Origin of the sequence: Neisseria sicca 4320 (assembly GCF_000193735.1) — a bacterium.
In the GTDB taxonomy this organism is placed as follows: Bacteria; Pseudomonadota; Gammaproteobacteria; order Burkholderiales; family Neisseriaceae; genus Neisseria; species Neisseria sicca_E.
On record NZ_AEPF01000092.1, the window covers coordinates 1 to 18,790 of the forward strand.

At 52.8% G+C, this 18,790-nt stretch carries 16 protein-coding genes and 1 pseudogene; 7 read left to right on the forward strand and 10 right to left on the reverse strand.

Annotated features, from left to right (window positions below):
- The 5 genes and pseudogenes from NSCA4_RS12995 to NSCA4_RS0108715 form a co-directional block, all read right to left on the reverse strand.
- Positions 1 to 882 (reverse strand): annotated as a pseudogene (locus NSCA4_RS12995) (pentapeptide repeat-containing protein); the annotation flags it as partial.
- Between the two features lie 214 nt (positions 883 to 1,096).
- Entirely contained in the window at positions 1,097 to 2,482 is a 1,386-nt protein-coding gene (pntB, locus tag NSCA4_RS0108700; protein ID WP_016687768.1) for a Re/Si-specific NAD(P)(+) transhydrogenase subunit beta, read from the reverse strand.
- Positions 2,483 to 2,590: 108 nt separating this feature from the next.
- Positions 2,591 to 3,244: a LysE family translocator gene (locus tag NSCA4_RS0108705; RefSeq protein ID WP_029609686.1), complete on the reverse strand. Its 654-nt coding sequence runs from the start codon at positions 3,242 to 3,244 to the stop codon at positions 2,591 to 2,593.
- 72 nt (positions 3,245 to 3,316) lie between these two features.
- Positions 3,317 to 3,685, reverse strand: coding sequence for a hypothetical protein (locus NSCA4_RS0108710; RefSeq protein ID WP_016687770.1), 369 nt, complete (start codon positions 3,683 to 3,685; stop codon positions 3,317 to 3,319).
- A gap of 190 nt (positions 3,686 to 3,875) precedes the next feature.
- Complete coding sequence (locus NSCA4_RS0108715) at positions 3,876 to 5,417, reverse strand: Re/Si-specific NAD(P)(+) transhydrogenase subunit alpha (protein WP_016687771.1); 1,542 nt, start codon at positions 5,415 to 5,417, stop codon at positions 3,876 to 3,878.
- Between the two features lie 218 nt (positions 5,418 to 5,635).
- Between NSCA4_RS0108715 and gloA the strand changes: the two genes are divergently transcribed.
- Positions 5,636 to 6,043 (forward strand): lactoylglutathione lyase, encoded by a 408-nt coding sequence (gene gloA / locus NSCA4_RS0108720; protein ID WP_016687772.1) that lies wholly within the window; start codon positions 5,636 to 5,638, stop codon positions 6,041 to 6,043.
- Positions 6,044 to 6,115: 72 nt separating this feature from the next.
- Here the strand turns inward: gloA and NSCA4_RS0108725 are convergent, their stop codons facing one another.
- The 3 genes from NSCA4_RS0108725 to NSCA4_RS0108735 form a co-directional block, all read right to left on the reverse strand.
- Positions 6,116 to 7,255: a THUMP domain-containing class I SAM-dependent RNA methyltransferase gene (locus NSCA4_RS0108725; RefSeq protein WP_016687773.1), complete on the reverse strand. Its 1,140-nt coding sequence runs from the start codon at positions 7,253 to 7,255 to the stop codon at positions 6,116 to 6,118.
- 187 nt (positions 7,256 to 7,442) lie between these two features.
- Complete coding sequence (gene fumC / locus NSCA4_RS0108730; protein WP_016687774.1) at positions 7,443 to 8,831, reverse strand: class II fumarate hydratase; 1,389 nt, start codon at positions 8,829 to 8,831, stop codon at positions 7,443 to 7,445.
- Positions 8,832 to 9,043: 212 nt separating this feature from the next.
- On the reverse strand, positions 9,044 to 9,925 hold the full coding sequence (locus NSCA4_RS0108735) for a YicC/YloC family endoribonuclease (RefSeq protein ID WP_016687775.1): 882 nt from the start codon (positions 9,923 to 9,925) through the stop codon (positions 9,044 to 9,046).
- A gap of 161 nt (positions 9,926 to 10,086) precedes the next feature.
- Here NSCA4_RS0108735 and rph point away from each other — a divergent pair, with 161 nt between their 5' ends.
- Entirely contained in the window at positions 10,087 to 10,827 is a 741-nt protein-coding gene (rph, locus tag NSCA4_RS0108740) for a ribonuclease PH (RefSeq protein ID WP_016687776.1), read from the forward strand.
- Between the two features lie 76 nt (positions 10,828 to 10,903).
- Here rph and NSCA4_RS0108745 read toward each other — a convergent pair whose 3' ends face one another.
- Positions 10,904 to 11,332 (reverse strand): TOBE domain-containing protein, encoded by a 429-nt coding sequence (locus NSCA4_RS0108745; RefSeq protein WP_016687777.1) that lies wholly within the window; start codon positions 11,330 to 11,332, stop codon positions 10,904 to 10,906.
- Positions 11,333 to 11,722: 390 nt separating this feature from the next.
- Here NSCA4_RS0108745 and NSCA4_RS0108750 point away from each other — a divergent pair, with 390 nt between their 5' ends.
- The 5 genes from NSCA4_RS0108750 to NSCA4_RS0108770 all read left to right on the forward strand — a co-directional run bounded on the left by NSCA4_RS0108750 (position 11,723) and on the right by NSCA4_RS0108770 (position 17,543).
- Positions 11,723 to 12,940 carry an aspartate kinase gene (locus NSCA4_RS0108750; RefSeq protein WP_029609688.1) on the forward strand — a complete coding sequence of 406 codons (1,218 nt, stop codon included), beginning with the start codon at positions 11,723 to 11,725 and terminating at the stop codon, positions 12,938 to 12,940.
- 408 nt (positions 12,941 to 13,348) lie between these two features.
- On the forward strand, positions 13,349 to 14,659 hold the full coding sequence (locus tag NSCA4_RS0108755; RefSeq protein ID WP_016687779.1) for a paraquat-inducible protein A: 1,311 nt from the start codon (positions 13,349 to 13,351) through the stop codon (positions 14,657 to 14,659).
- Positions 14,656 to 16,317 carry an intermembrane transport protein PqiB gene (pqiB, locus tag NSCA4_RS0108760; protein ID WP_016687780.1) on the forward strand — a complete coding sequence of 554 codons (1,662 nt, stop codon included), beginning with the start codon at positions 14,656 to 14,658 and terminating at the stop codon, positions 16,315 to 16,317. The genes NSCA4_RS0108755 and pqiB overlap by 4 nt, the downstream gene beginning before the upstream one ends.
- Complete coding sequence (locus tag NSCA4_RS0108765) at positions 16,317 to 16,835, forward strand: PqiC family protein (RefSeq protein ID WP_016687781.1); 519 nt, start codon at positions 16,317 to 16,319, stop codon at positions 16,833 to 16,835. Before pqiB ends, NSCA4_RS0108765 begins: the two co-directional genes overlap by 1 nt.
- Before the next feature lie 66 nt (positions 16,836 to 16,901).
- Positions 16,902 to 17,543, forward strand: a complete 642-nt coding sequence (locus NSCA4_RS0108770; protein WP_029609690.1) for a glutathione S-transferase family protein — start codon at positions 16,902 to 16,904, stop codon at positions 17,541 to 17,543.
- A 198-nt stretch (positions 17,544 to 17,741) separates the two neighbouring features.
- Here NSCA4_RS0108770 and NSCA4_RS0108775 read toward each other — a convergent pair whose 3' ends face one another.
- The gene (locus NSCA4_RS0108775) at positions 17,742 to 18,782 is read right to left on the reverse strand and encodes a sensor histidine kinase (RefSeq protein WP_016687783.1); all 1,041 of its coding nucleotides are present in this window, start codon (positions 18,780 to 18,782) and stop codon (positions 17,742 to 17,744) included.
- Positions 18,783 to 18,790 lie beyond the last annotated feature (8 nt).

Genomic DNA, 18,790 nt, shown 5'->3' on the forward strand with positions numbered 1-18,790 from the left:
ACCTTGTAACTTTAATCCCGACAAATCCCTGGCAATTTCATCTACTCCGCTCAAATGGAAATTCATCCCAACTAAACAAATACTAGGCAGCATTTCAGGAAAATCACGCAAATTGAGTTTCTTGTTTTCCTGATTCAAACTCAATAACACTTGCGTTAAAGCCACGCCCATCGGGCTTTTTGCTTTTTGCCTCAGTTCATCAAAAATTTTCTTTCTCTTTTCATCAGATAAATGAGCTCCACCCAGCTTCTTCAAACTATCTTGCTGCATCGCCTGCCAAGCGGACTTCAACAGATTAAATGCTGGACGACGGAAACTTTCCCCGTAATCACCTCGAAAAAACGGCAGTAGATTATAGATAGCGGAAATCTGCAAAGCGACCGCACCGTCCCGTTTGCTGAAGGTATCAAAATCGGCGGTCTCAGGTTTTTTGGCATATTCTTCGGATTGTTCCGTCGTTTGTTCTGTAATTTCTGTCCCGTCTTTTGAGCTGCTTTTCTGTGTGGTTTTACTGACGGTTTTTATTTCCGGCAAATGCGCGCCGCTGACCCATTCGGACAGTTTTTGAAATTCTTTCAGATTAATATCTTTGCGCTGGTTCTCGATTTGCTGTCTATTGTTTTCGTCGCGAAAATGCCAAACAACCAAAGCGACGGGGACAGAAATCAACACAATAAGGAAATTCCAATAACCTGCGGATTCTTGAACTTTATCCGTGAGAGAAATCCACTTAGGAAAATATTGAATTAGAAAATACATTAACTCAATTGAAATGACTCCTGCAATTAACATTACAGTCATATTTGAAGCACTATTGAGTCTTTTCCTGAGCCCATTTGACTTTTTCTTGGAGTTATTTGGTTTATTTTTGTGTTGTCCCATAACTTTTTATTACCTGTTACACGTTAATTGGTTATCAATTATTCTAGCAAACAATGTAATCTGAAACTATTTTGATATGAAGTATTTTTTATATCCCTCAATATTATATATTCAAATAAAAACAGAGCATTGTATCTGGCTTCATTACCAAAAAAGGTCGTCTGAAAACCTTTAAATCAGGTTTTCAGACGACCTTTTGTCTTGGCTTCAGATGTTATTTCTTCAATTCCGCCAAGATCTCGTCAACGGTTTTCTTCGCGTCGCCGAAGCACATCACGCTGTTTTCGTTGAAGAACAATGGGTTTTGTACGCCTGCGTAGCCGGTGTTCATCGAGCGTTTGAAGACGACGACTTCTTTTGCCTTCCACACTTCCAATACGGGCATGCCGGCAATCGGGCTGTTCGGGTCGGTTTGGGCGGCGGGGTTGACGGTGTCGTTCGCACCGATAACCAGCACTACGTCGGTTTCGGGGAAGTCGTCGTTGATTTCGTCCATTTCCAAAACGATGTCGTAGGGTACTTTGGCTTCGGCGAGCAGTACGTTCATATGACCGGGCAGGCGGCCGGCGACGGGGTGGATGCCGAAGCGTACTTCTGCGCCGTTTTTACGCAAAAGCTCAGTGATTTCGGCAACGGGGTATTGCGCCTGCGCCACTGCCATGCCGTAGCCCGGGGTGATGATGACGCTGCTGGCGTTGCGCAGCATTTCAGCGACTTCGGCGGGTTTGACTTCGCGGTATTCGCCGACTTCTTGGCTGCCGGAGGCTGCGGCGGAACCGTCGGTACCGAAGCCGCCTGCGATGACGGAGATGAAGGAGCGGTTCATGGCTTTACACATGATGTAGGACAGAATCGCGCCGCTGGAGCCGACGAGTGCGCCGGTGACGATGAGCAGGTCGTTGGAGAGCATGAAGCCTGCCGCTGCGGCCGCCCAGCCGGAATAGGAGTTCAGCATGGACACGACCACGGGCATATCCGCGCCGCCGATGGAGGCGACCAAGTGCCAGCCGAATGCGAGGGCGATCAGGGTCATCAGGATCAGGATGAAGCCGCTGCCGTCAACGGAGACGAACACCAGCATCAGGATAAAGGATAAAACCAATGCGGCGAGGTTGAGCTTGTGTTTGGTGGGCAGTTGCAACGGCGCGCTGCTGATTTTGCCGTTGAGCTTGCCGAACGCGACCAGCGAGCCGGTAAAGGTTACGGCGCCGATGAAGATGCCCAAATAGACTTCGACCAGATGGATGGTGTGCATATCGTGCGAAACGTTGCCCGGTGCGATATAGCTGTTGAAGCCGACCAAAACCGCCGCCAAGCCGACGAAGCTGTGCAGAAGTGCAATCAGCTCGGGCATTTCGGTCATTTCTACTTTTTTGGCTTTGTAGATGCCGATGGCGGCGCCAATCAGCATGGCGATGATGATCCAGCCCAGTCCGTGGGTGTTTTCGGAAAACACGGTAACGAACAAGGCGACCGCCATCCCGGCTACGCCGGAATAACAGCCCTGCTTGGCGGTTTCCTGCTTGGACAGCCCCGCCAGCGAGAAGATGAACAGTATCGCGGCTACGATGTACGCCGCTGTAACGAGTCCTGAAGACATGGTGATTCTCCAATTATTTGTGAAAGTAACTGTGTTTAGAAATTAGAGGGTCGTCTGGACAATAGTTTCAGACGACGTTTGTTCAGAGTTTCTTCTGCCCCCGTCTGTTTACGCGCCGTCCTTTACTGCCGACTGCAACAGTTTGACACCAAGCAGCCCCAACACCGCCCCTGTCGCCTTGTCGATGTAAAAAGCGGCTTTGCCGAAAAAGCTGCGGATACGGTTCTGCCCAAGCAGAAAGACTATCATGCTGTCCCATACGAAAATCAACGCCACCATCCACACCCCCAAACCGGTTTTCAGCCCCGTGCCGACGGCGGGGGTCAGTATCACGGCAAAGAGGCTGATATAAAAGATGATGTTTTTCGGGTTGGACAGCCCCGACAGCAAACCCAAGCCGAATTCTTTGAAAAAGGAAGACTGGGTGCGGTTTTCGGCAGACATGCCGCCGATAAAGTCATAATCGCTGCGTTTGGCAAGAAAGGCATGAAAAGCCACATACATCAGGAAACAGGCGCCTGCAACTTTCAAGCCGACCATCAGCCACAGCGAATGGGCAATCAGCGAGCCGACCCCGAGCATACACAGCGCAATATACACCGCATTTGCAACCGCAATACCCGCCGCCACACCGACCGCATGATTGCGCTTGTGTCGCAGCGCGCTGCGGACAATCAGCAGGAAATCCGGTCCCGGACTGATGAGCGCGAGAAAGTGTGCGACAACGACGGTGGTAATCAATGTAAAGGTTTGTGCATCCATAAGTCTGATTTTCCAAGTTCCAATGGTTTCATTAAACAAGCCGCTGTTCAGGCTGCCTTGCATCCGTGCGATTCACGGTCTTGGTTGATTCCCGCAAGGCTGCCTGAATATCCGCTGCGAGCTGCCGTCTTTGCGGTTTATATAAACCAGACAGAAGCTGCCGTCGGGCAGAAAGCGGTTTTTCTCATTATCCAATGCCGACAGCGGCGTGGCGGTTTGCGCCATATCGAACAGTCTGGCAAATGCCAAATGTCCGTCGCCGTCCGTGCCGAAACAGCAGCCGCTTTTTTCGTGCAAAGCCACCGTATCGGCGGCGGTATGGCTGCGGATGCCGTCTGAAAATCCGTCAAATGCATAATAGCTGCCGCCGGAAATGCGGACGGGGGCAAAAGCAGCGGACGGGGCAAGCGGCAGTAAAACAGTCAATCGCTTTTTCGGCATGATTTCCCTTCAAACCGAATTCCGTCAGACGGCAGCAGGGAGGTCGGACATTGGTGCACGGCTTGGGCCTCATTGTGCGGCGGCTTTGTCGGGCATGAATGCCCGACCTGCAGTTTCAGGCTGCATCTAACGGGTGCTCGGATGTTAAATCCGAACCTACGCAGGGAAAGGCAGCCTGAAACCCTCTGCCTTACCCCTTCCTAAACATATTCAGCATCCGCCGCGTAACGAAAAAGCCGCCGAAGATGTTGATGCTGGCAATCAGGATGGCGATGAAGGCGAGCAGGGTAACGAAACCGTTGCCTTGGCTGATTTGCAGCAGCGCGCCGACGACGATGATGCCGGAAATGGCGTTGGTTACAGACATCAGCGGGGTATGCAGCGAGTGGCTGACGTTCCAGACGACGTAGTAGCCGATAACGCAGGCGAGGACGAACACGATAAAGTGGTTTAAAAACGCTGCGGGCGCGACCGCGCCGACCCACAGTACCAATACGGCGGCGATGACGGCGGGCGCGAGTTTTTTCCACAGGGGAACGGGTTTCGGTTCGGGCTTGGCGGCAGGCGCGGCTTTTTCAGACGACGTTTGCTGCGGCTGGGCGGAAACTTGAATCGGCGGAGGCGGGAAGGTGATTTCGCCGTCGCGGGTAACGGTCATGTTGCGGATAATCACGTCTTCGAAGTCCAGCGTGATTTCGCCGTCTTTGTTCGGGCTTAACAGCTTGGTCAGGTTGACCAAGTTGGTGGCGTAAAGCTGGGAAGACTGTCCGGCAAGGCGGTTTGCCATGTCGGTGTAGCCGATGATTTTCACGCCGTTGTCGGTTACGAACAATTCGCCCGGTTTGGTGAGTTCGCAGTTGCCGCCGGTCGCCGCCGCCAAATCGACGATGACGGAGCCGGATTTCATGCTTTCCACCATTTCTTTGGTGATCAGCTTGGGTGCGGGTTTGCCCGGAATGGCGGCGGTGGTGATGATGATGTCCACCTCTTTCGCCTGTTCGGCAAAGAGTTTCATCTCGGCGGCAATAAATTCGTCGCTCATCACTTTGGCGTAGCCGTCGCCACTGCCGCCCGATTCTTGCGGGAAGTCGAGTTTCAGGAACTTGCCGCCCATCGATTCGATTTGTTCCGCCACTTCCAAGCGGGTATCGAATGCGCGCACCACTGCGCCGAGCGAGTTTGCCGTACCGATTGCCGCCAAACCCGCCACACCGGCGCCAATCACCAAAACCTGAGCGGGCGGCACTTTGCCTGCGGCAGTAATTTGACCGGTGAAGAAACGGCCGAAGGCATTGGCGGCTTCAATCACGGCGCGGTAGCCGCTGATGTTTGCCATCGAAGACAAAGCGTCCAAAGCCTGTGCGCGGGAAATGCGGGGTACCATGTCCATCGCCAACGCGTTCACTTTCTTGGCGCGCAAGGCTTCCACCAAAGCCTCGTTTTGGCGCGGCCACAGGAAGCTGACAATGGTCTGCCCTTCTTTGAGCAGCGGCAGCTCGCCTTCGGACGGCGCGTTGACTTTGTAAAGCAAAGGGCATGCCCAAACCGTCGCTTTGTCGGCAACGGTCGCGCCTGCTGTTTGGTAAGCGGCATCGTCCAAACTTGCCGCCAAACCTGCGCCGCTTTCGACAACGGTTTCAAAGCCCAGTTTGCTCAACAGGGCAACGGTGGCAGGCGTACAGGCGACGCGGGTTTCACCGGATAATGACTCGCGTGGGATACCGATTTTCATCTCTGAATCCTTTTTTAGGTTGTCTGTATATAAATGTTAATATGTTTCATATAATTCCCTTATAGCGAATTTTTCGACGGCTGGCAATAGCTGCGGCGGATGGTTTGCTTTTACGGTAAAGGTCGTCTGAAAGCTTATGTTTGCTGCCATTGATACGGGTTAGGGCTTGCGTTTCGTGTTAAAATCCTGTTTTAACAACATATAAAAGGAACACAATCATGCGCCTGCTCCACACCATGCTGCGCGTCGGCAACCTTGAAAAATCCTTGGACTTTTATCAAAACGTTTTGGGCATGAAGCTCTTGCGCCGCCACGATTATCCGGAAGGCCGTTTCACGCTGGCTTTTGTCGGTTATGGCAGCGAAGCTGAAAATACGGTTTTGGAACTGACCCACAACTGGGATACCGAAAGCTACGATTTAGGCAACGCCTACGGCCACATCGCTATCGAAGTGGACGATGCTTATAAAGCCTGCGAACGTGTAAAAGAGATGGGCGGAAAAGTCGTGCGTGAAGCAGGGCCGATGATGCACGGCACGACCGTTATTGCTTTTGTTGAAGATCCCGACGGCTATAAAATCGAGTTTATTCAGAAAAACAGTGGCAATGATTCGGTGAAATACTGATTTTTTGTCAAAAGGTCGTCTGAAACGTTTGGTGAAACCCGCCAAATCTGTTTCAGACGACCTTTATCATATTTATCGGTTCGACCCTTTGACCATATCCATCAAAAACAGGCGGCAGTCTAAGTTGCCGTTGTAGAGCGGGATTTTGCGTTTGGGCGAAAGGCGCATGAATTTCGGCATATCGCGGTCGCCGGTAAACATGCCCGCCAGCCAGCCCGCGTAATGCTGCTTCAACCACGCGCCCAACTGCGGGTAAAGGGCTTGCAAGGCTTGGACTTCGGCAAGGCGGACGCCGTAAGGCGGGTTGGAAATCAGGATGCCGCCTTCCCCGTTCGGACGGGTGTCCTGCGCGTCTTTGACTTCAAAACGGACAAACGTGTCCACTTCGGCAGCTTGGGCGTTGGCAACGGCGGCGCGGATCATATGGCGGTCGTTGTCGCTGCCTGAAATCGGGGCAGGCGCGGGGCGGATTTGCGTTTCGGCTTCGTGTTGCAGCTTTTTCCAAAGGGCGGCATCGAAATTTTTCAGCTTTTCAAACCCGAAACGGCGCATCAGACCGGGCGCGCGGCGGGTGGCAATCCACGCGGCTTCGATGACGATGGTGCCGCTGCCGCAAAACGGGTCTTGGAAAGGCTGCGAGCCGTCATAGCCTGCCAGCAGCAGCAACCCTGCCGCCAAGTTCTCGCGCATCGGCGCTTCGCCTGTGTCTTGGCGGTAGCCGCGTTTGAACAAGGCCTCTCCGGATGTGTCGATGAAAATTTGAATATCGCGCTCGTCGATAAAGGCATGGATGCGGATGTCGGGGCGGATTTTGCCGACGTTGGGGCGCGCGCCGCAAGTGTCGCGGAACACGTCGCACACGGCATCTTTGATTTTCAGCCCGACGAAATCCAAACTTTTGACTTGGGCGCGTTTGCCTTCCACTTTGACTTTGAAGGTTTGTTCCAAGTCGAACCAATCCGTCCAGCGGATATTTTTCGCCGCTTTATAAATGTCTTGTTCGCTGCGGTAGCCGCTTTTGGTCAGGCGCAGCAACACGCGGCTGGCGGTGCGCGAATGCAGGTTGATACGGTATACCTGCTCCACACCGCCTTTGCACGCGACGCCTCCGTCAACGGCGCGGATGTCTTGGCATTTGAATTGTTCGAGTTCTTGGGATAAAGGGGCTTCGAGACCGCGCGGGCAGGTAACGAAGAGGGAATAAGTGGTCATGCGAACCTTTCGGGGGTAGGGCGGTTGAACTGAGATTGCGGTGATTATAATGCTTTTCGCAACGGGATTTATCGAAAGGTCGTCTGAAAATTGCAGAAAGCGAGCGATATGGCTGTTGAGATAAAGAAGGTGGTCTGAAAACCAATCCCGGTTTTCAGACGACCTTTGCCGTATTTCAAACCGTCAATCAGCGCGGATGAGCCATATCGGCGGGGACGACCAATTCGTCAAACTCTTCACCTGTCAGCAAGCCCAATTCGACGGCGGTTTCGCGCAGCGATTTGTCGTTTTTATAGGCGGTTTTGGCGACTTTGGCGGCGTTTTCGTAGCCGATTTTGCGGTTCAGCGCGGTAACGAGCATCAGGGAATGGTGCAGGAAATAGTCGATTTTTTCCGGCACGGGTTCGATGCCGACGGCGCAGTGTTCGTTGAAGCTGTTGCACGCGTCGCCCAAGAGGCGGATAGATTGCAAGAGGTTGTAGGCGATGACGGGCATATAGACGTTCAGCTCGAAATTGCCCGACGCGCCCGCCATGCCGATGGTAACGTCGTTACCGAACACTTGGCAGCACACCATGGTCATCGCTTCGCATTGGGTCGGGTTGACTTTGCCCGGCATGATGGACGAACCCGGCTCGTTTTCGGGGATTTTGATTTCGCCCAAACCGCAGCGCGGGCCGCTTGCCAGCCAGCGGATGTCGTTGGCGATTTTGTTCAGGCTTGCCGCCAGCGTTTTCAGTGCGCCCGAAGCGGCAACGGCGGCATCGCGTCCGCCCAAGGCTTCAAATTTGTTCGGCGCGCTGGCAAACGGCAGGCCGGACAGTTCGGCGAGTTTGGCGGCGACTTTTTCGGCGTATTCGGGATGGCTGTTCAAACCCGTGCCGACTGCTGTGCCGCCCAAAGCGAGTTCGTACAAACCTTTGAGCGCGTCGTTCAGACGACCTAAGCCGTGGTCGAGCTGGGAAACGTAGCCGGAAAATTCTTGTCCCAAAGTCAGCGGCGTCGCGTCCTGCAAGTGGGTGCGGCCGATTTTGACGATGGGGGCGAATTCTTTGGCTTTTTTGTCCAATGTGTCGCGCAGGGCTTTGACGGCGGGAATGAGGTGGCGGTTGATTTCAATCGCGGCGGCGACGTGGATGGCGGTCGGGAACGCGTCGTTGGTTGATTGCGCGTGGTTCACATGGTCGTTGGGATGGACGGGCTGGTACGCCGCCAACCCCGTACCGGCGATTTCGTTGGCGCGGTTCGCCAGCACTTCGTTCATGTTCATATTGGACTGCGTGCCGGAGCCGGTCTGCCAAACCACTAAAGGAAATTGCCCGTCGAGCTTGCCGTTCAACACGTCGTCCACCGCCTGCGTAATCAAATCCGCCTGTTCGGGCTTAATCCTGCCGAGGGAAACATTAGTGGCGGCTGCGGCTTTTTTCACCAGCGCCAAAGCATAAATCAGCGGCTGCGGCAGGGTTTCGCCGCCGATTTTGAAATTGTTGCGGCTGCGCTGGGTCTGCGCGCCCCAATAGGCTTCGGACGGGACTTCGACATTGCCCATAGTGTCGTGTTCGGTACGGGTGCTCATGTGTTTCTCCTGAATTAAATGATAATGCAAATAATTTGCAAGCGTATTATAGCGGGCAGGAGGTCGTCTGAAAAGCAGGGGAGGGAGGTTTGGTAAATAGGGTGGGGCAGTATGATGAACAACAGGGCAGGGCACGGATTGCGGTATCAAAAAAGGTCGTCTGAAAAGCAGAAAATGGCTTTTCAGACGACCTTTGTTTTATTTTTGAAGGCTTATTCGATGTTTTGAACCTGCTCGCGCATTTGCTCGATCAAAAATTTCAGTTCGACCGAAGCCTGCGTGCATTCCGCCGCGATCGCTTTGCTGCCCAACGTGTTCGCTTCGCGGTTCAATTCCTGCATCAGGAAGTCCAAGCGTTTGCCCGCGCTGCCTTTGTTTTCCGTAACGATGCGGCGGACTTCGGCGATGTGCGTGCGCAGGCGGCTGAATTCTTCGTCAACATCGGATTTTTGGATAAACAGCGCAAATTCCTGCTGTAAACGGTCGTTGTCGATATTGCCGACCGCTTCAGCCAAACGTGCGTTCACCTTGTCCATATGCGCCTGAAGCAGGCTGGGGAACAGTTCGCTCAAGGCATCCACGATTTCTTCCATGCTGGCCAAACGTTGCAACAAATGTTCGCCGAGTTTTTTACCTTCGCGTTTGCGGGCGGCGGCAAATTCTTTCAAAGCCTCATCCAGCAGCTCTTGTACAGTTTTCGCCAAAGCCTCGGGATCTTCGCTTTGACCTGCCAACACTCCCGGAAAGCGCAACACTTCAGCGACTGTCAGCTTGCCGAAACCGTGTTCCTTGCGCCAAGTTTTGTTCAAGTCGGCAAGCTGTTTCACCAACTCTTCATTGGTTTCCAAACTCTGCCCGCCGACCGCCGCATCCTGCAACTGAATGCGGCATTCCAATTTGCCGCGTGCGGCTGAAGACGCAATTTTTTCGCGTAACGCGCCTTCCAGATAGCGCAATTCTTCAGGCATGCGGAATTGAACATCCAGATAACGGTGGTTCACCGCACGGATTTCCAAATTCACGCGCTTGCCGCCGCATTCGCCTGCGGCATTGGCAAAGCCGGTCATGCTGTGGATATGGATGGATTGAGTCATGGTTTTACTCCGTTTCAAAATACGAGTGAAAGTGGAGGGACTATAACACAATATAGAATAAGGTCGTCTGAAAACGATTTCAGACGACCTTAAACAGCCATCCCGCCGAATCCCGTATAATACCGACCACAAATTTTCACCGCTTCCCCAAAGGACAAATCATGAGCAGTTACACCCGCACTTCACGCGCTGCCGACAGCCTGCGCGACATCAAAATCACCCCGCACTTCCTGCCGCACGCCGACGGTTCGTGCCTGATCGAATGCGGCAACACCAAAGTTATCTGCACCGCTTCCATCGACGAAAATGTTCCGCCGTTCCTTCGCGGCAAGGGGCAGGGCTGGGTTACTGCCGAATACGGGATGCTGCCCGCTTCCACTGCCTCGCGTATGCGCCGCGAAGCTGCGGCGGGCAAACAGTCGGGGCGCACTCAGGAAATCCAGCGTCTTATCGGGCGTTCGCTTCGCTCCGTCGTGGATATGGAAAAACTGGGCGAACGCCAAATCCTGATTGATTGCGATGTGATTCAGGCAGACGGCGGTACGCGCACCGCATCTATTACCGGCGCATTCGTCGCCCTGCAAATTGCGGTCAACAAGCTGCTTTCAGACGACCTCATCAATGAGAACCCTGTCCGCGAAGCTGTTGCTGCCGTATCCGCAGGCGTGGTGGACGGCGTACCGCTTTTGGATTTGGATTACCCCGAAGACTCGGGCTGCGACAGCGACGTCAACATCGTCATGACCGCTTCAGGCAAAATCATCGAAATCCAAGGCACGGCGGAAGGTGCGCCGTTCAGCCTCGATGAATTGGGCAAACTGATTGCGCTGGCGCAAAAAGGCATTGCCGAGTTAACCGCGCATCAGCAAAACGCATTAAAACTATCTCGCTCTGTCGGATAAAGGTATCCTGCAAATGATAAAAAAGCCGTCTGAAACCTGAAGTTTCAGACGGCTTTTTTGAATCGGACGGTTCGGATTATGCCAATACGCCCAAAATAACCGCGCCTGCCTTGAAAACAGCCGTTGCTTTTTGGCCGGGTACCAGATTCAGCAAATCGCTGCTTTTCACGGTAATGCCTGCGCTCAAAGCCAAGCCATCGCCCAAGTCCAAATCAACGATGCTGTTGACCGAGCCGCGTTCGATATGGCTGATGATGCCTGACAACTGGTTGCGTGCGGAAAGTTTGATGTTGTCGAGATTGTTGGCAATCAAGATGCTGCCCGCCTTAATCAGCACCACAACAGCCTTGCCTTTTTCCAAGCCGAGGTTGCTGACGCTCTCGCAAGTAACGGCTGCTACGATTTCCTGCCCGGTCGGCAGGGATACGGTTACTTCGCTGTTGACCGCGCCGTTGCGGATGTCTTTAACGATGCCGTTGAATTGGTTGCGTGCGCTGATTTGCATAATGAAATTCCTTTCCTATGTCTATTAATTTGAATCTGAATAAATGGCACTATACCGCTTCTAGACGCATTAATTCAATATCCCTTCAAATTAAATAGTTCTTAACAATTAGGATTTTGTGCTAATTGAATGGGAAAATATAACGTGATTTAACTATTGGTTCTACAGCAAAAGGTCGTCTGAAACCATATTTTCAGACGACCTCCGATATCCGACGGCCTATTTACCGCCAAAATCCAATTTATCTTTGAAATTCATGTAAACGACAGTAAAATATACAAAGATTTGCCCGCCTTTTGCCGCAGCGCGAAAACCTACTCAGGCAGGCGGGAAGATTCCGACTTTGCAGCACCGCGCTGCCCTACCAATCTCAAACAGAAAGCACGAAACATGGCGTTAATCGTACACAAATACGGCGGCACATCAGTAGGCTCACCCGAACGCATTAAAAACGTAGCCAAACGTGTCGCCAAAGCCCGCGCCGAAGGACACGACATCGTTGTCGTCGTATCCGCCATGAGCGGCGAAACCAACCGCCTGGTTGCGCTGGCGCATGAAATGCAGGAGCATCCCGATCCGCGCGAGCTGGACGTCGTCTTAGCTACCGGCGAACAGGTGACCATCGGTCTTTTGGCGATGGCATTGAAAGACATCGGCGTGGATGCCAAAAGCTACACCGGCTGGCAGGCCGCCCTCAAAACCAATACCGCACACACCAAAGCCCGTATCGAAAGCATCGATGATCAAAGAATGCGCGCCGACCTCGACGCAGGCAAAGTCGTCATTGTGGCGGGTTTCCAAGGCATCAGCAGCGAAGGCAACATTTCCACGCTCGGACGCGGCGGTTCCGACACCTCCGCCGTTGCGCTCGCCGCAGCCCTCAAAGCAGACGAATGCCAAATCTATACCGACGTAGACGGCGTTTACACCACAGACCCCCGCGTCGTACCCGAAGCGCGCCGCATGGATACGGTTACATTTGAAGAAATGATCGAACTGGCAAGCCTCGGCTCGAAAGTCTTGCAAATCCGTTCAGTAGAATTCGCCGGAAAATACAAAGTGCGCCTGCGCGTACTGAGCAGCCTGCAAGACGGCGGCAACGGCACCTTAATTACCTTTGAAGAGGATGAAAACATGGAAAGAGCTGCCGTAACCGGTATCGCATTCGATAAAAACCAAGCCCGCATCAACGTGCGCGGCGTACCCGACAAACCCGGCGTCGCCTACCAAATTTTAGGCGCGGTCGCCGATGCCAACATCGAAGTCGATATGATCATCCAAAATGTCGGCAGCGAAGGCACCACTGATTTCTCCTTCACCGTACCTCGCGGCGATTACAGACAAACCATCGAAATCCTGACCAAGCTGCAAGACAGCATCGGCGCCGCCGCCATCGACGGCGACGACACCGTGTGCAAAGTCTCCGCAGTCGGCTTGGGTATGCGTTCGCACGTCGGCGTTGCCGCCAAAATCTTCCGCACCCTCGCCGAAGAAGGCATCAACATCCAAATGATTTCCACCTCCGAAATCAAAGTTTCCGTCTTGATTGACGAGAAATACATGGAACTCGCCACCCGCGTCCTGCACAAAGCGTTTGATTTGGGTTAATTGGGTTATATGTTTGAAAGGTCGTCTGAAAACTTATTTTCAGACGACCTTTTATTTTATTGTGGAAAAATAGCTCAGATTTTTGAATCACACATTTTTGGGTGAAATATAGTGGATTAAATTTAAATCAGGACAAGGCGACGAAGCCGCAGACAGTACAGATAGTACGGCAAGGCGACGCAACGCCGTACTGGTTTAAAGTTAATCCACTATAATTGCAGGGGAGGGCGGTGGTAACAATGTAGATATTTGCTGTTTTGATTTGCTCTGGCTTATCGGATATAGGCAGCAACAGTAATGTTTTCAGACGACCTTTTGGGGCCTTAACATTTAGTGAGGTTAGGCTATCTTTCTGTTTTCCCTTATAATGCCGAGTCTTTCTATATACTTTTCTGTCTCCCTTTCTTCATGAAACCGATTCCTAGCTATACGCGCTGGTGGCGTTATAAATCCTATCTGCCCGACGCATCGCTGCCGGCGCATACGGTGGATTGCCCGGACTGCGGCAACCGCATGGATATTCCGCGCCTGCGGCAGGGGCAGGAAGCGCATTGTCCGGTGTGCAATCATGAAGTGGTCGAGGTGGAAAACAATCCTTATGTTGCGCCGCTGGCTTACGCGACGACTTCTCTGATTTTGATGGCGTTTGCGTACAGCATGGTTTATATCCGCGTGGAACTCTTCGGCGTAACATCCGTCCTGACGCTGCCGGAAATGATGCGGCTTTTGATTTATCAGGATTACGGTTTTCTGGCGGAAGTGATGTTCGTCGTGACTTTCGGCGCACCGGTATTGTTTTTGCTGCTTTGCCTGTATGTTCATACGGCGCTGGTGTGCGAGCGGGCGTATCCTGCGCTGCGGTTTGCGACGCGGGTTTTGGTCAGGCTGCGCCATGCGATTATGGTGGATGTGTTTTTTATTTCCACTTTGGTGGCGTATATCAAGCTCTCGTCTGTGGCGGCGGTGGAATTCGGCTCGGCGTTTTATTTGATGTTTGCGCTGTCGGTCATGCTGATTCGGACTTCGGTCTCGATTCCGCAGCATTGGGTTTATTATAAAATCCACAGGCTGACGGGCGGGGATGCGGTGCAAACGGCATCTGACGACAAAACCTGTTGCAGCCGATGCCTGTATTTCCGCGATAAAGACGAGCAGCCTTGTGAGGTTTGTGGTGCGGATTTATACCGCAGGCGCCCGAAAAGCCTGAGCATTTCGCTGGCGTTTTTGATTGCGGCGTTTATCCTGTATTTCCCTGCGAATATTCTGCCGATTATGATTTCGTCCAACCCTACCGCGTTGGAGGTCAATACGATTTTCAACGGCATTGTGTATATGTGGAACGACGGCGACAGGCTGATTGCGGTGATTATTTTCAGCGCGAGTATTTTGGTGCCGGTATTGAAGATTATTGCGATGGCGGTTTTGATTGCGTCCGCTTATTTCAAGCCTCCGATGAGCGCGCCGAAAATGTCGGTGCTTTACCGAATTACCGAATCCATCGGCCGCTGGTCGATGATTGATATTTTTGTGATTATTATTTTGATGAGTTCGTTCCACACCAACATGGCGCGCGTCGTTCCCGGCGGGGCGGCGGTGTATTTCTGCCTGGTGGTGGTATTGACCATGCTTTCTGCCTATTATTTCGATCCCCGCCTGATTTGGGACAGGCACCAACAGCTTTCAGACGACCCTAATTCCGACGATAACCAGAAACAATGAAAAAACACGATTCCGCTCAAACACACCGCGCACCTGCGCGTGTCAAAAAAACCAATGTCTTCACGTCTGTCGTGTGGCTGATTCCGCTGATCGCACTGATTGCGGGCGGCTGGCTGTTGGTGAAAGATATCCGCAACCGAGGTCCGGTCGTAACGCTTTTGATGGACAGCGCGGAAGGCATTGAAGTCAACAATACGGTGATTAAAGTGCTGAACGTCGATGTCGGACACGTTACCCGCATCAAGCTGCGCGACGACCAAAAAGGCGTAGAAGTAACCGCCCAGTTTAATGCCGACGCAACCGACCTGATACGTAGCGATACGCAGTTTTGGGTGGTCAGGCCGCGTATTGATCAGAGCGGTGTAACCGGTTTGGGTACGCTCCTGTCCGGCTCGTATATCGCGTTTACGCCCGGCAAAAGTGAAGAGACAAAGGACGTATTTGAAGTACAGGACATCCCGCCGATTGCCGCCATCGGACAAAGCGGCCTGCGCCTGAAGCTGGTCGGTCAAAACGACAAAATCCTCAACGTCAGCAGCCCCGTGCTTTATGAAAACTTTATGGTCGGACAGGTGGAAAGCGCGCGCTTTGAGCCATCCGACCAAACCGTGCATTACACCATCTTCATCCAAAGCCCGAACGACAAATTGATTAATTCGGAAAGCCGCTTTTGGCTGGAGAGCGGCATCAATATTGAAACCACAGGCAGCGGAGTGAAGCTCAATTCCGCTCCTCTGCCCGCGTTGCTTTCCGGCGCGATTTCGTTTGATTCGCCGAAAACCAAAAACAGCAAAAATGTGAAAAGCGAAGACAGTTTCACGCTTTACGACAGCCGCAGCGAAGTGGCAAACCTGCCCGATAACCGTTCGTTGTATTACACCGCGTTTTTCAAACAGTCCGTGCGCGGTCTGACCGCCGGTTCGCCCGTCGAATATAAAGGGCTGAATGTCGGCGTGGTTTCCGACGTTCCCTATTTCGACCGAAACGACAGCCTGCATCTGTTTGAAAACGGCTGGATTCCCGTGCGCATCCGCATCGAGCCGTCGCGCATGGAAATCAATGCCGACGAACAAAGCAAAGAACATTGGAAACAACAATTCCAAGCGGCTTTGGGCAAAGGTCTGACCGCCACCATCTCCAGCAACAATCTGCTGACCGGCAGCAAAATGATCGAGTTGAACGATCAGCCTTCGTCTTCGCCCAAGCTGCGACCGCACACCGTTTACGCAGGCGATACCGTCATTGCCACACAAGGCGGCGGTTTGGACGATTTGCAGGCAAAAGTGGCGGATTTGCTCGAGAAATTCAACAATCTGCCGTTGGATAAAACCGTTGCAGGGTTGAACGGTTCGCTTGCCGAACTCAAATCCACCCTCAAATCTGCCAATGCTGCCCTAAGTTCTATCGACAAACTGGTCGGCAAACCGCAAACGCAAAACATCCCCAACGAGCTGAACCAAACCCTGAAAGAATTGCGCCAGACCCTGCAAGGCGTATCGCCGCAATCGCCCATCTACGGCGACGTGCAAAATACCCTGCAAAGTTTGGACAAAACCCTCAGAGACGTACAGCCCGTCATTAATACTTTGAAAGAAAAACCCAACGCGCTGATTTTTAACAGCAGCAGCAAAGACCCCATCCCGAAAGGAAGCCGATAATGCGCCTCTTCCCGATTGCCGCCGCCCTGACGCTTGCCGCCTGCGGCACCGCGCAAAGCCCGCAATATTTCGTCCTGCCCGACAGCCAATACATCCGGCCGGCGGCGCAAGGCAGCGAAATCGCGGTCAAAGTCAACCTTGCCGAACCGCTCGCCAACGGCGGCCTCGTTTACCAAACCGACGCATATCATGTGAATTTGGCGAAGAACCACCTTTGGGCGGCACCGCTCGACGGCGCGTTGGCGGCAAACCTCAGCAACAAACTCAACCGCCTCAACCCGCGCCATACTTTCGTTCCCGCCTCGCGCAGCCAAAGCAGCCAAACCCTGAAAATCTATATCGAAGCTTTCCAAGGCAGCTATCAGGGGCAAACCACCGTCAGCGGCTACGCCTTATGGCCGGACGGACGCAACAAACCGTTTGACATCACCACCCCGCAACAAGGCGACGGCTATACCGCCATGCTGGAATCTTTGGAAAACGGTTTGAACGAAGCGGCAAAAAGTATCGCCTATTGATGAGGTCGTCTGAAAACCCGCCGTATGGGTTTTGCCAAAACCATTCATCGCGCAAAAGGAAAAGACATGCACAATATCACGCTCTACACCCATCCCTTTTCACGCGGCAGATACGTCGTATGGATGCTGAAAGAATGCGGCGCGGAATACACCGTCGTACCCGTCCAGTTCGGCACGCAAATGAAATCCGCCGAATATCTCGCCATCAATCCCCAAGGGCAAGTCCCCGCGCTCAAATTCGGTGATGCCGTACTGACCGAATCGACCGCCATCATTACCTTTTTGGCGGAACAGTTCCCCGACAAACACCTCATCCCCGCCGCAGGTACGTTGGAGCGCGGCGAATACTACCGCTGGATGTGCATATTGATGCACCTCGAATACGCAGCCTTCAACAAACTGCACAACCTGCCTGTCGATACGCCCGAATGCCGCCGCCAAATCGGTTACGGCGATTTCGATACCGCATGGAACACATTGCGCGAACACTTGAAAAACCGCGACTATATCGTCGGTAACAGCTTTACCGCGATGGATTTGTACTGCTCCGCTCTGATTCTGCACTTAACGCAAAATTGGAAAGTGCTGCCCGCCGATGAAACCGACGTATTGCAACGCTACGCCGCCAAACATCTCGCCCGCCCCGCTTTCGCGGAAACCACGGTATGGATGCAGGAAACCGTTGCCCAAATGCCGCCTGTGGCATAAATCATGGCTATTATAGTGGATTAAATTTCAATCAGGACAAGGCGACGAAGCCGTAGACAGTACAGATAGTACGGCAAGGCGAGGCAACGCCGTACTGGTTTAAAGTTAATCCACTATATTAAAACCAAAAGGTCGTCTGAAAACCCTTCTCAATCGGGTTTTCAGACGACCTTTGTTGTCATATTCGGCGATGTTTTCTCAACCGAACAGTCTGTTCACATCAGACGCTTTTTTGCGGTAAGGCAGGCGGATGTCGACGCGGAAAATGCCGTCGAGTTGACGGCTTTGGATTTTGGCGTCGTTGTCGTACATCAGCGTCAGGCGTTCTTTGAGGTTGCGCAGCGCCATCGAGTTGCCTTTGTGCGGCTTGGCGTTTTCGCTGCTTTCAGGCGGGGTGTACGGGTTTTCGATGCGGATGTAGATGGATGATTTGTTGAGCTTGGTAAACACGGTAATCATGCCGGGGCGGTGGGTCGATTCGACGCCGTGGAAGACCGCGTTTTCCAAAAGGGGTTGGAGCAGCAGGTGCGGCGTTTCCGCATCATCGGGCGCTTGGTGCTGCCACATAACTTGCACGCGCATATGGCCCATACGGATTTGTTCGATGGCGATGTATTCGCGAGCCCATTCGATTTCTTGCCCTAAAGTGCTGCTTTGGCTGCCGTCGCGCAGTTGGGCGCGGAAGAGGTTGGCGAGGTTTTCCAACAAGGTTTCCGCATCATACGGGCGCAGACGGATGAGACTGATGGCGGCATTGAGGCTGTTGAACAGGAAATGCGGGCGGATGCGGGCGGTCAGTGCGCTGAGGCGGGCTTCGGAAACCGAAGGCGCAAGGCCGTTGCGGCGGGAACCTTCGTAATACATCAGTCCGAGCAGGAACAGGTTGAACAGGAAGAAATGTTGCGACAGCGATCTGCCATTCGTTTTTAGAACGATAAAATCAACAATCACAAATATCGACAGGTTCAAAAGATAGGTAATGATGACGCCGTAGGGCGCTTCTTTGATAGAAGGTATGAATGTGTTGACAAAATAGGCTTTGAACAAAATGCCCAAAAGCACGGGAAATATCCATTCGGCGTGGTGGTATACCTCTGCCGAATAGGAGAGTGTGGAATCGCTGATCAAGGGCAGGAACAGCAAGCTTCCCAAGACTATAATCAAAAGGCGCACGACCGTCGCGGAATTGCGCAGGTCCGGGGCGGCGAATGTATTGTTGATTTGACGTATAATAGACATAAAATATT

What these genes read in the sequence shown, in the direction of transcription:
- pntB (WP_016687768.1), bottom strand. Translation starts at nt 2,482, where the DNA reads ATGTCTTCAGGACTCGTTACAGCGGCGTACATCGTAGCCGCGATACTG.
- NSCA4_RS0108705 (WP_029609686.1), bottom strand. Translation starts at nt 3,244, where the DNA reads ATGGATGCACAAACCTTTACATTGATTACCACCGTCGTTGTCGCACAC.
- NSCA4_RS0108710 (WP_016687770.1), bottom strand. Translation starts at nt 3,685, where the DNA reads ATGCCGAAAAAGCGATTGACTGTTTTACTGCCGCTTGCCCCGTCCGCT.
- NSCA4_RS0108715 (WP_016687771.1), bottom strand. Translation starts at nt 5,417, where the DNA reads ATGAAAATCGGTATCCCACGCGAGTCATTATCCGGTGAAACCCGCGTC.
- gloA (WP_016687772.1), top strand. Translation starts at nt 5,636, where the DNA reads ATGCGCCTGCTCCACACCATGCTGCGCGTCGGCAACCTTGAAAAATCC.
- NSCA4_RS0108725 (WP_016687773.1), bottom strand. Translation starts at nt 7,255, where the DNA reads ATGACCACTTATTCCCTCTTCGTTACCTGCCCGCGCGGTCTCGAAGCC.
- fumC (WP_016687774.1), bottom strand. Translation starts at nt 8,831, where the DNA reads ATGAGCACCCGTACCGAACACGACACTATGGGCAATGTCGAAGTCCCG.
- NSCA4_RS0108735 (WP_016687775.1), bottom strand. Translation starts at nt 9,925, where the DNA reads ATGACTCAATCCATCCATATCCACAGCATGACCGGCTTTGCCAATGCC.
- rph (WP_016687776.1), top strand. Translation starts at nt 10,087, where the DNA reads ATGAGCAGTTACACCCGCACTTCACGCGCTGCCGACAGCCTGCGCGAC.
- NSCA4_RS0108745 (WP_016687777.1), bottom strand. Translation starts at nt 11,332, where the DNA reads ATGCAAATCAGCGCACGCAACCAATTCAACGGCATCGTTAAAGACATC.
- NSCA4_RS0108750 (WP_029609688.1), top strand. Translation starts at nt 11,723, where the DNA reads ATGGCGTTAATCGTACACAAATACGGCGGCACATCAGTAGGCTCACCC.
- NSCA4_RS0108755 (WP_016687779.1), top strand. Translation starts at nt 13,349, where the DNA reads ATGAAACCGATTCCTAGCTATACGCGCTGGTGGCGTTATAAATCCTAT.
- pqiB (WP_016687780.1), top strand. Translation starts at nt 14,656, where the DNA reads ATGAAAAAACACGATTCCGCTCAAACACACCGCGCACCTGCGCGTGTC.
- NSCA4_RS0108765 (WP_016687781.1), top strand. Translation starts at nt 16,317, where the DNA reads ATGCGCCTCTTCCCGATTGCCGCCGCCCTGACGCTTGCCGCCTGCGGC.
- NSCA4_RS0108770 (WP_029609690.1), top strand. Translation starts at nt 16,902, where the DNA reads ATGCACAATATCACGCTCTACACCCATCCCTTTTCACGCGGCAGATAC.
- NSCA4_RS0108775 (WP_016687783.1), bottom strand. Translation starts at nt 18,782, where the DNA reads ATGTCTATTATACGTCAAATCAACAATACATTCGCCGCCCCGGACCTG.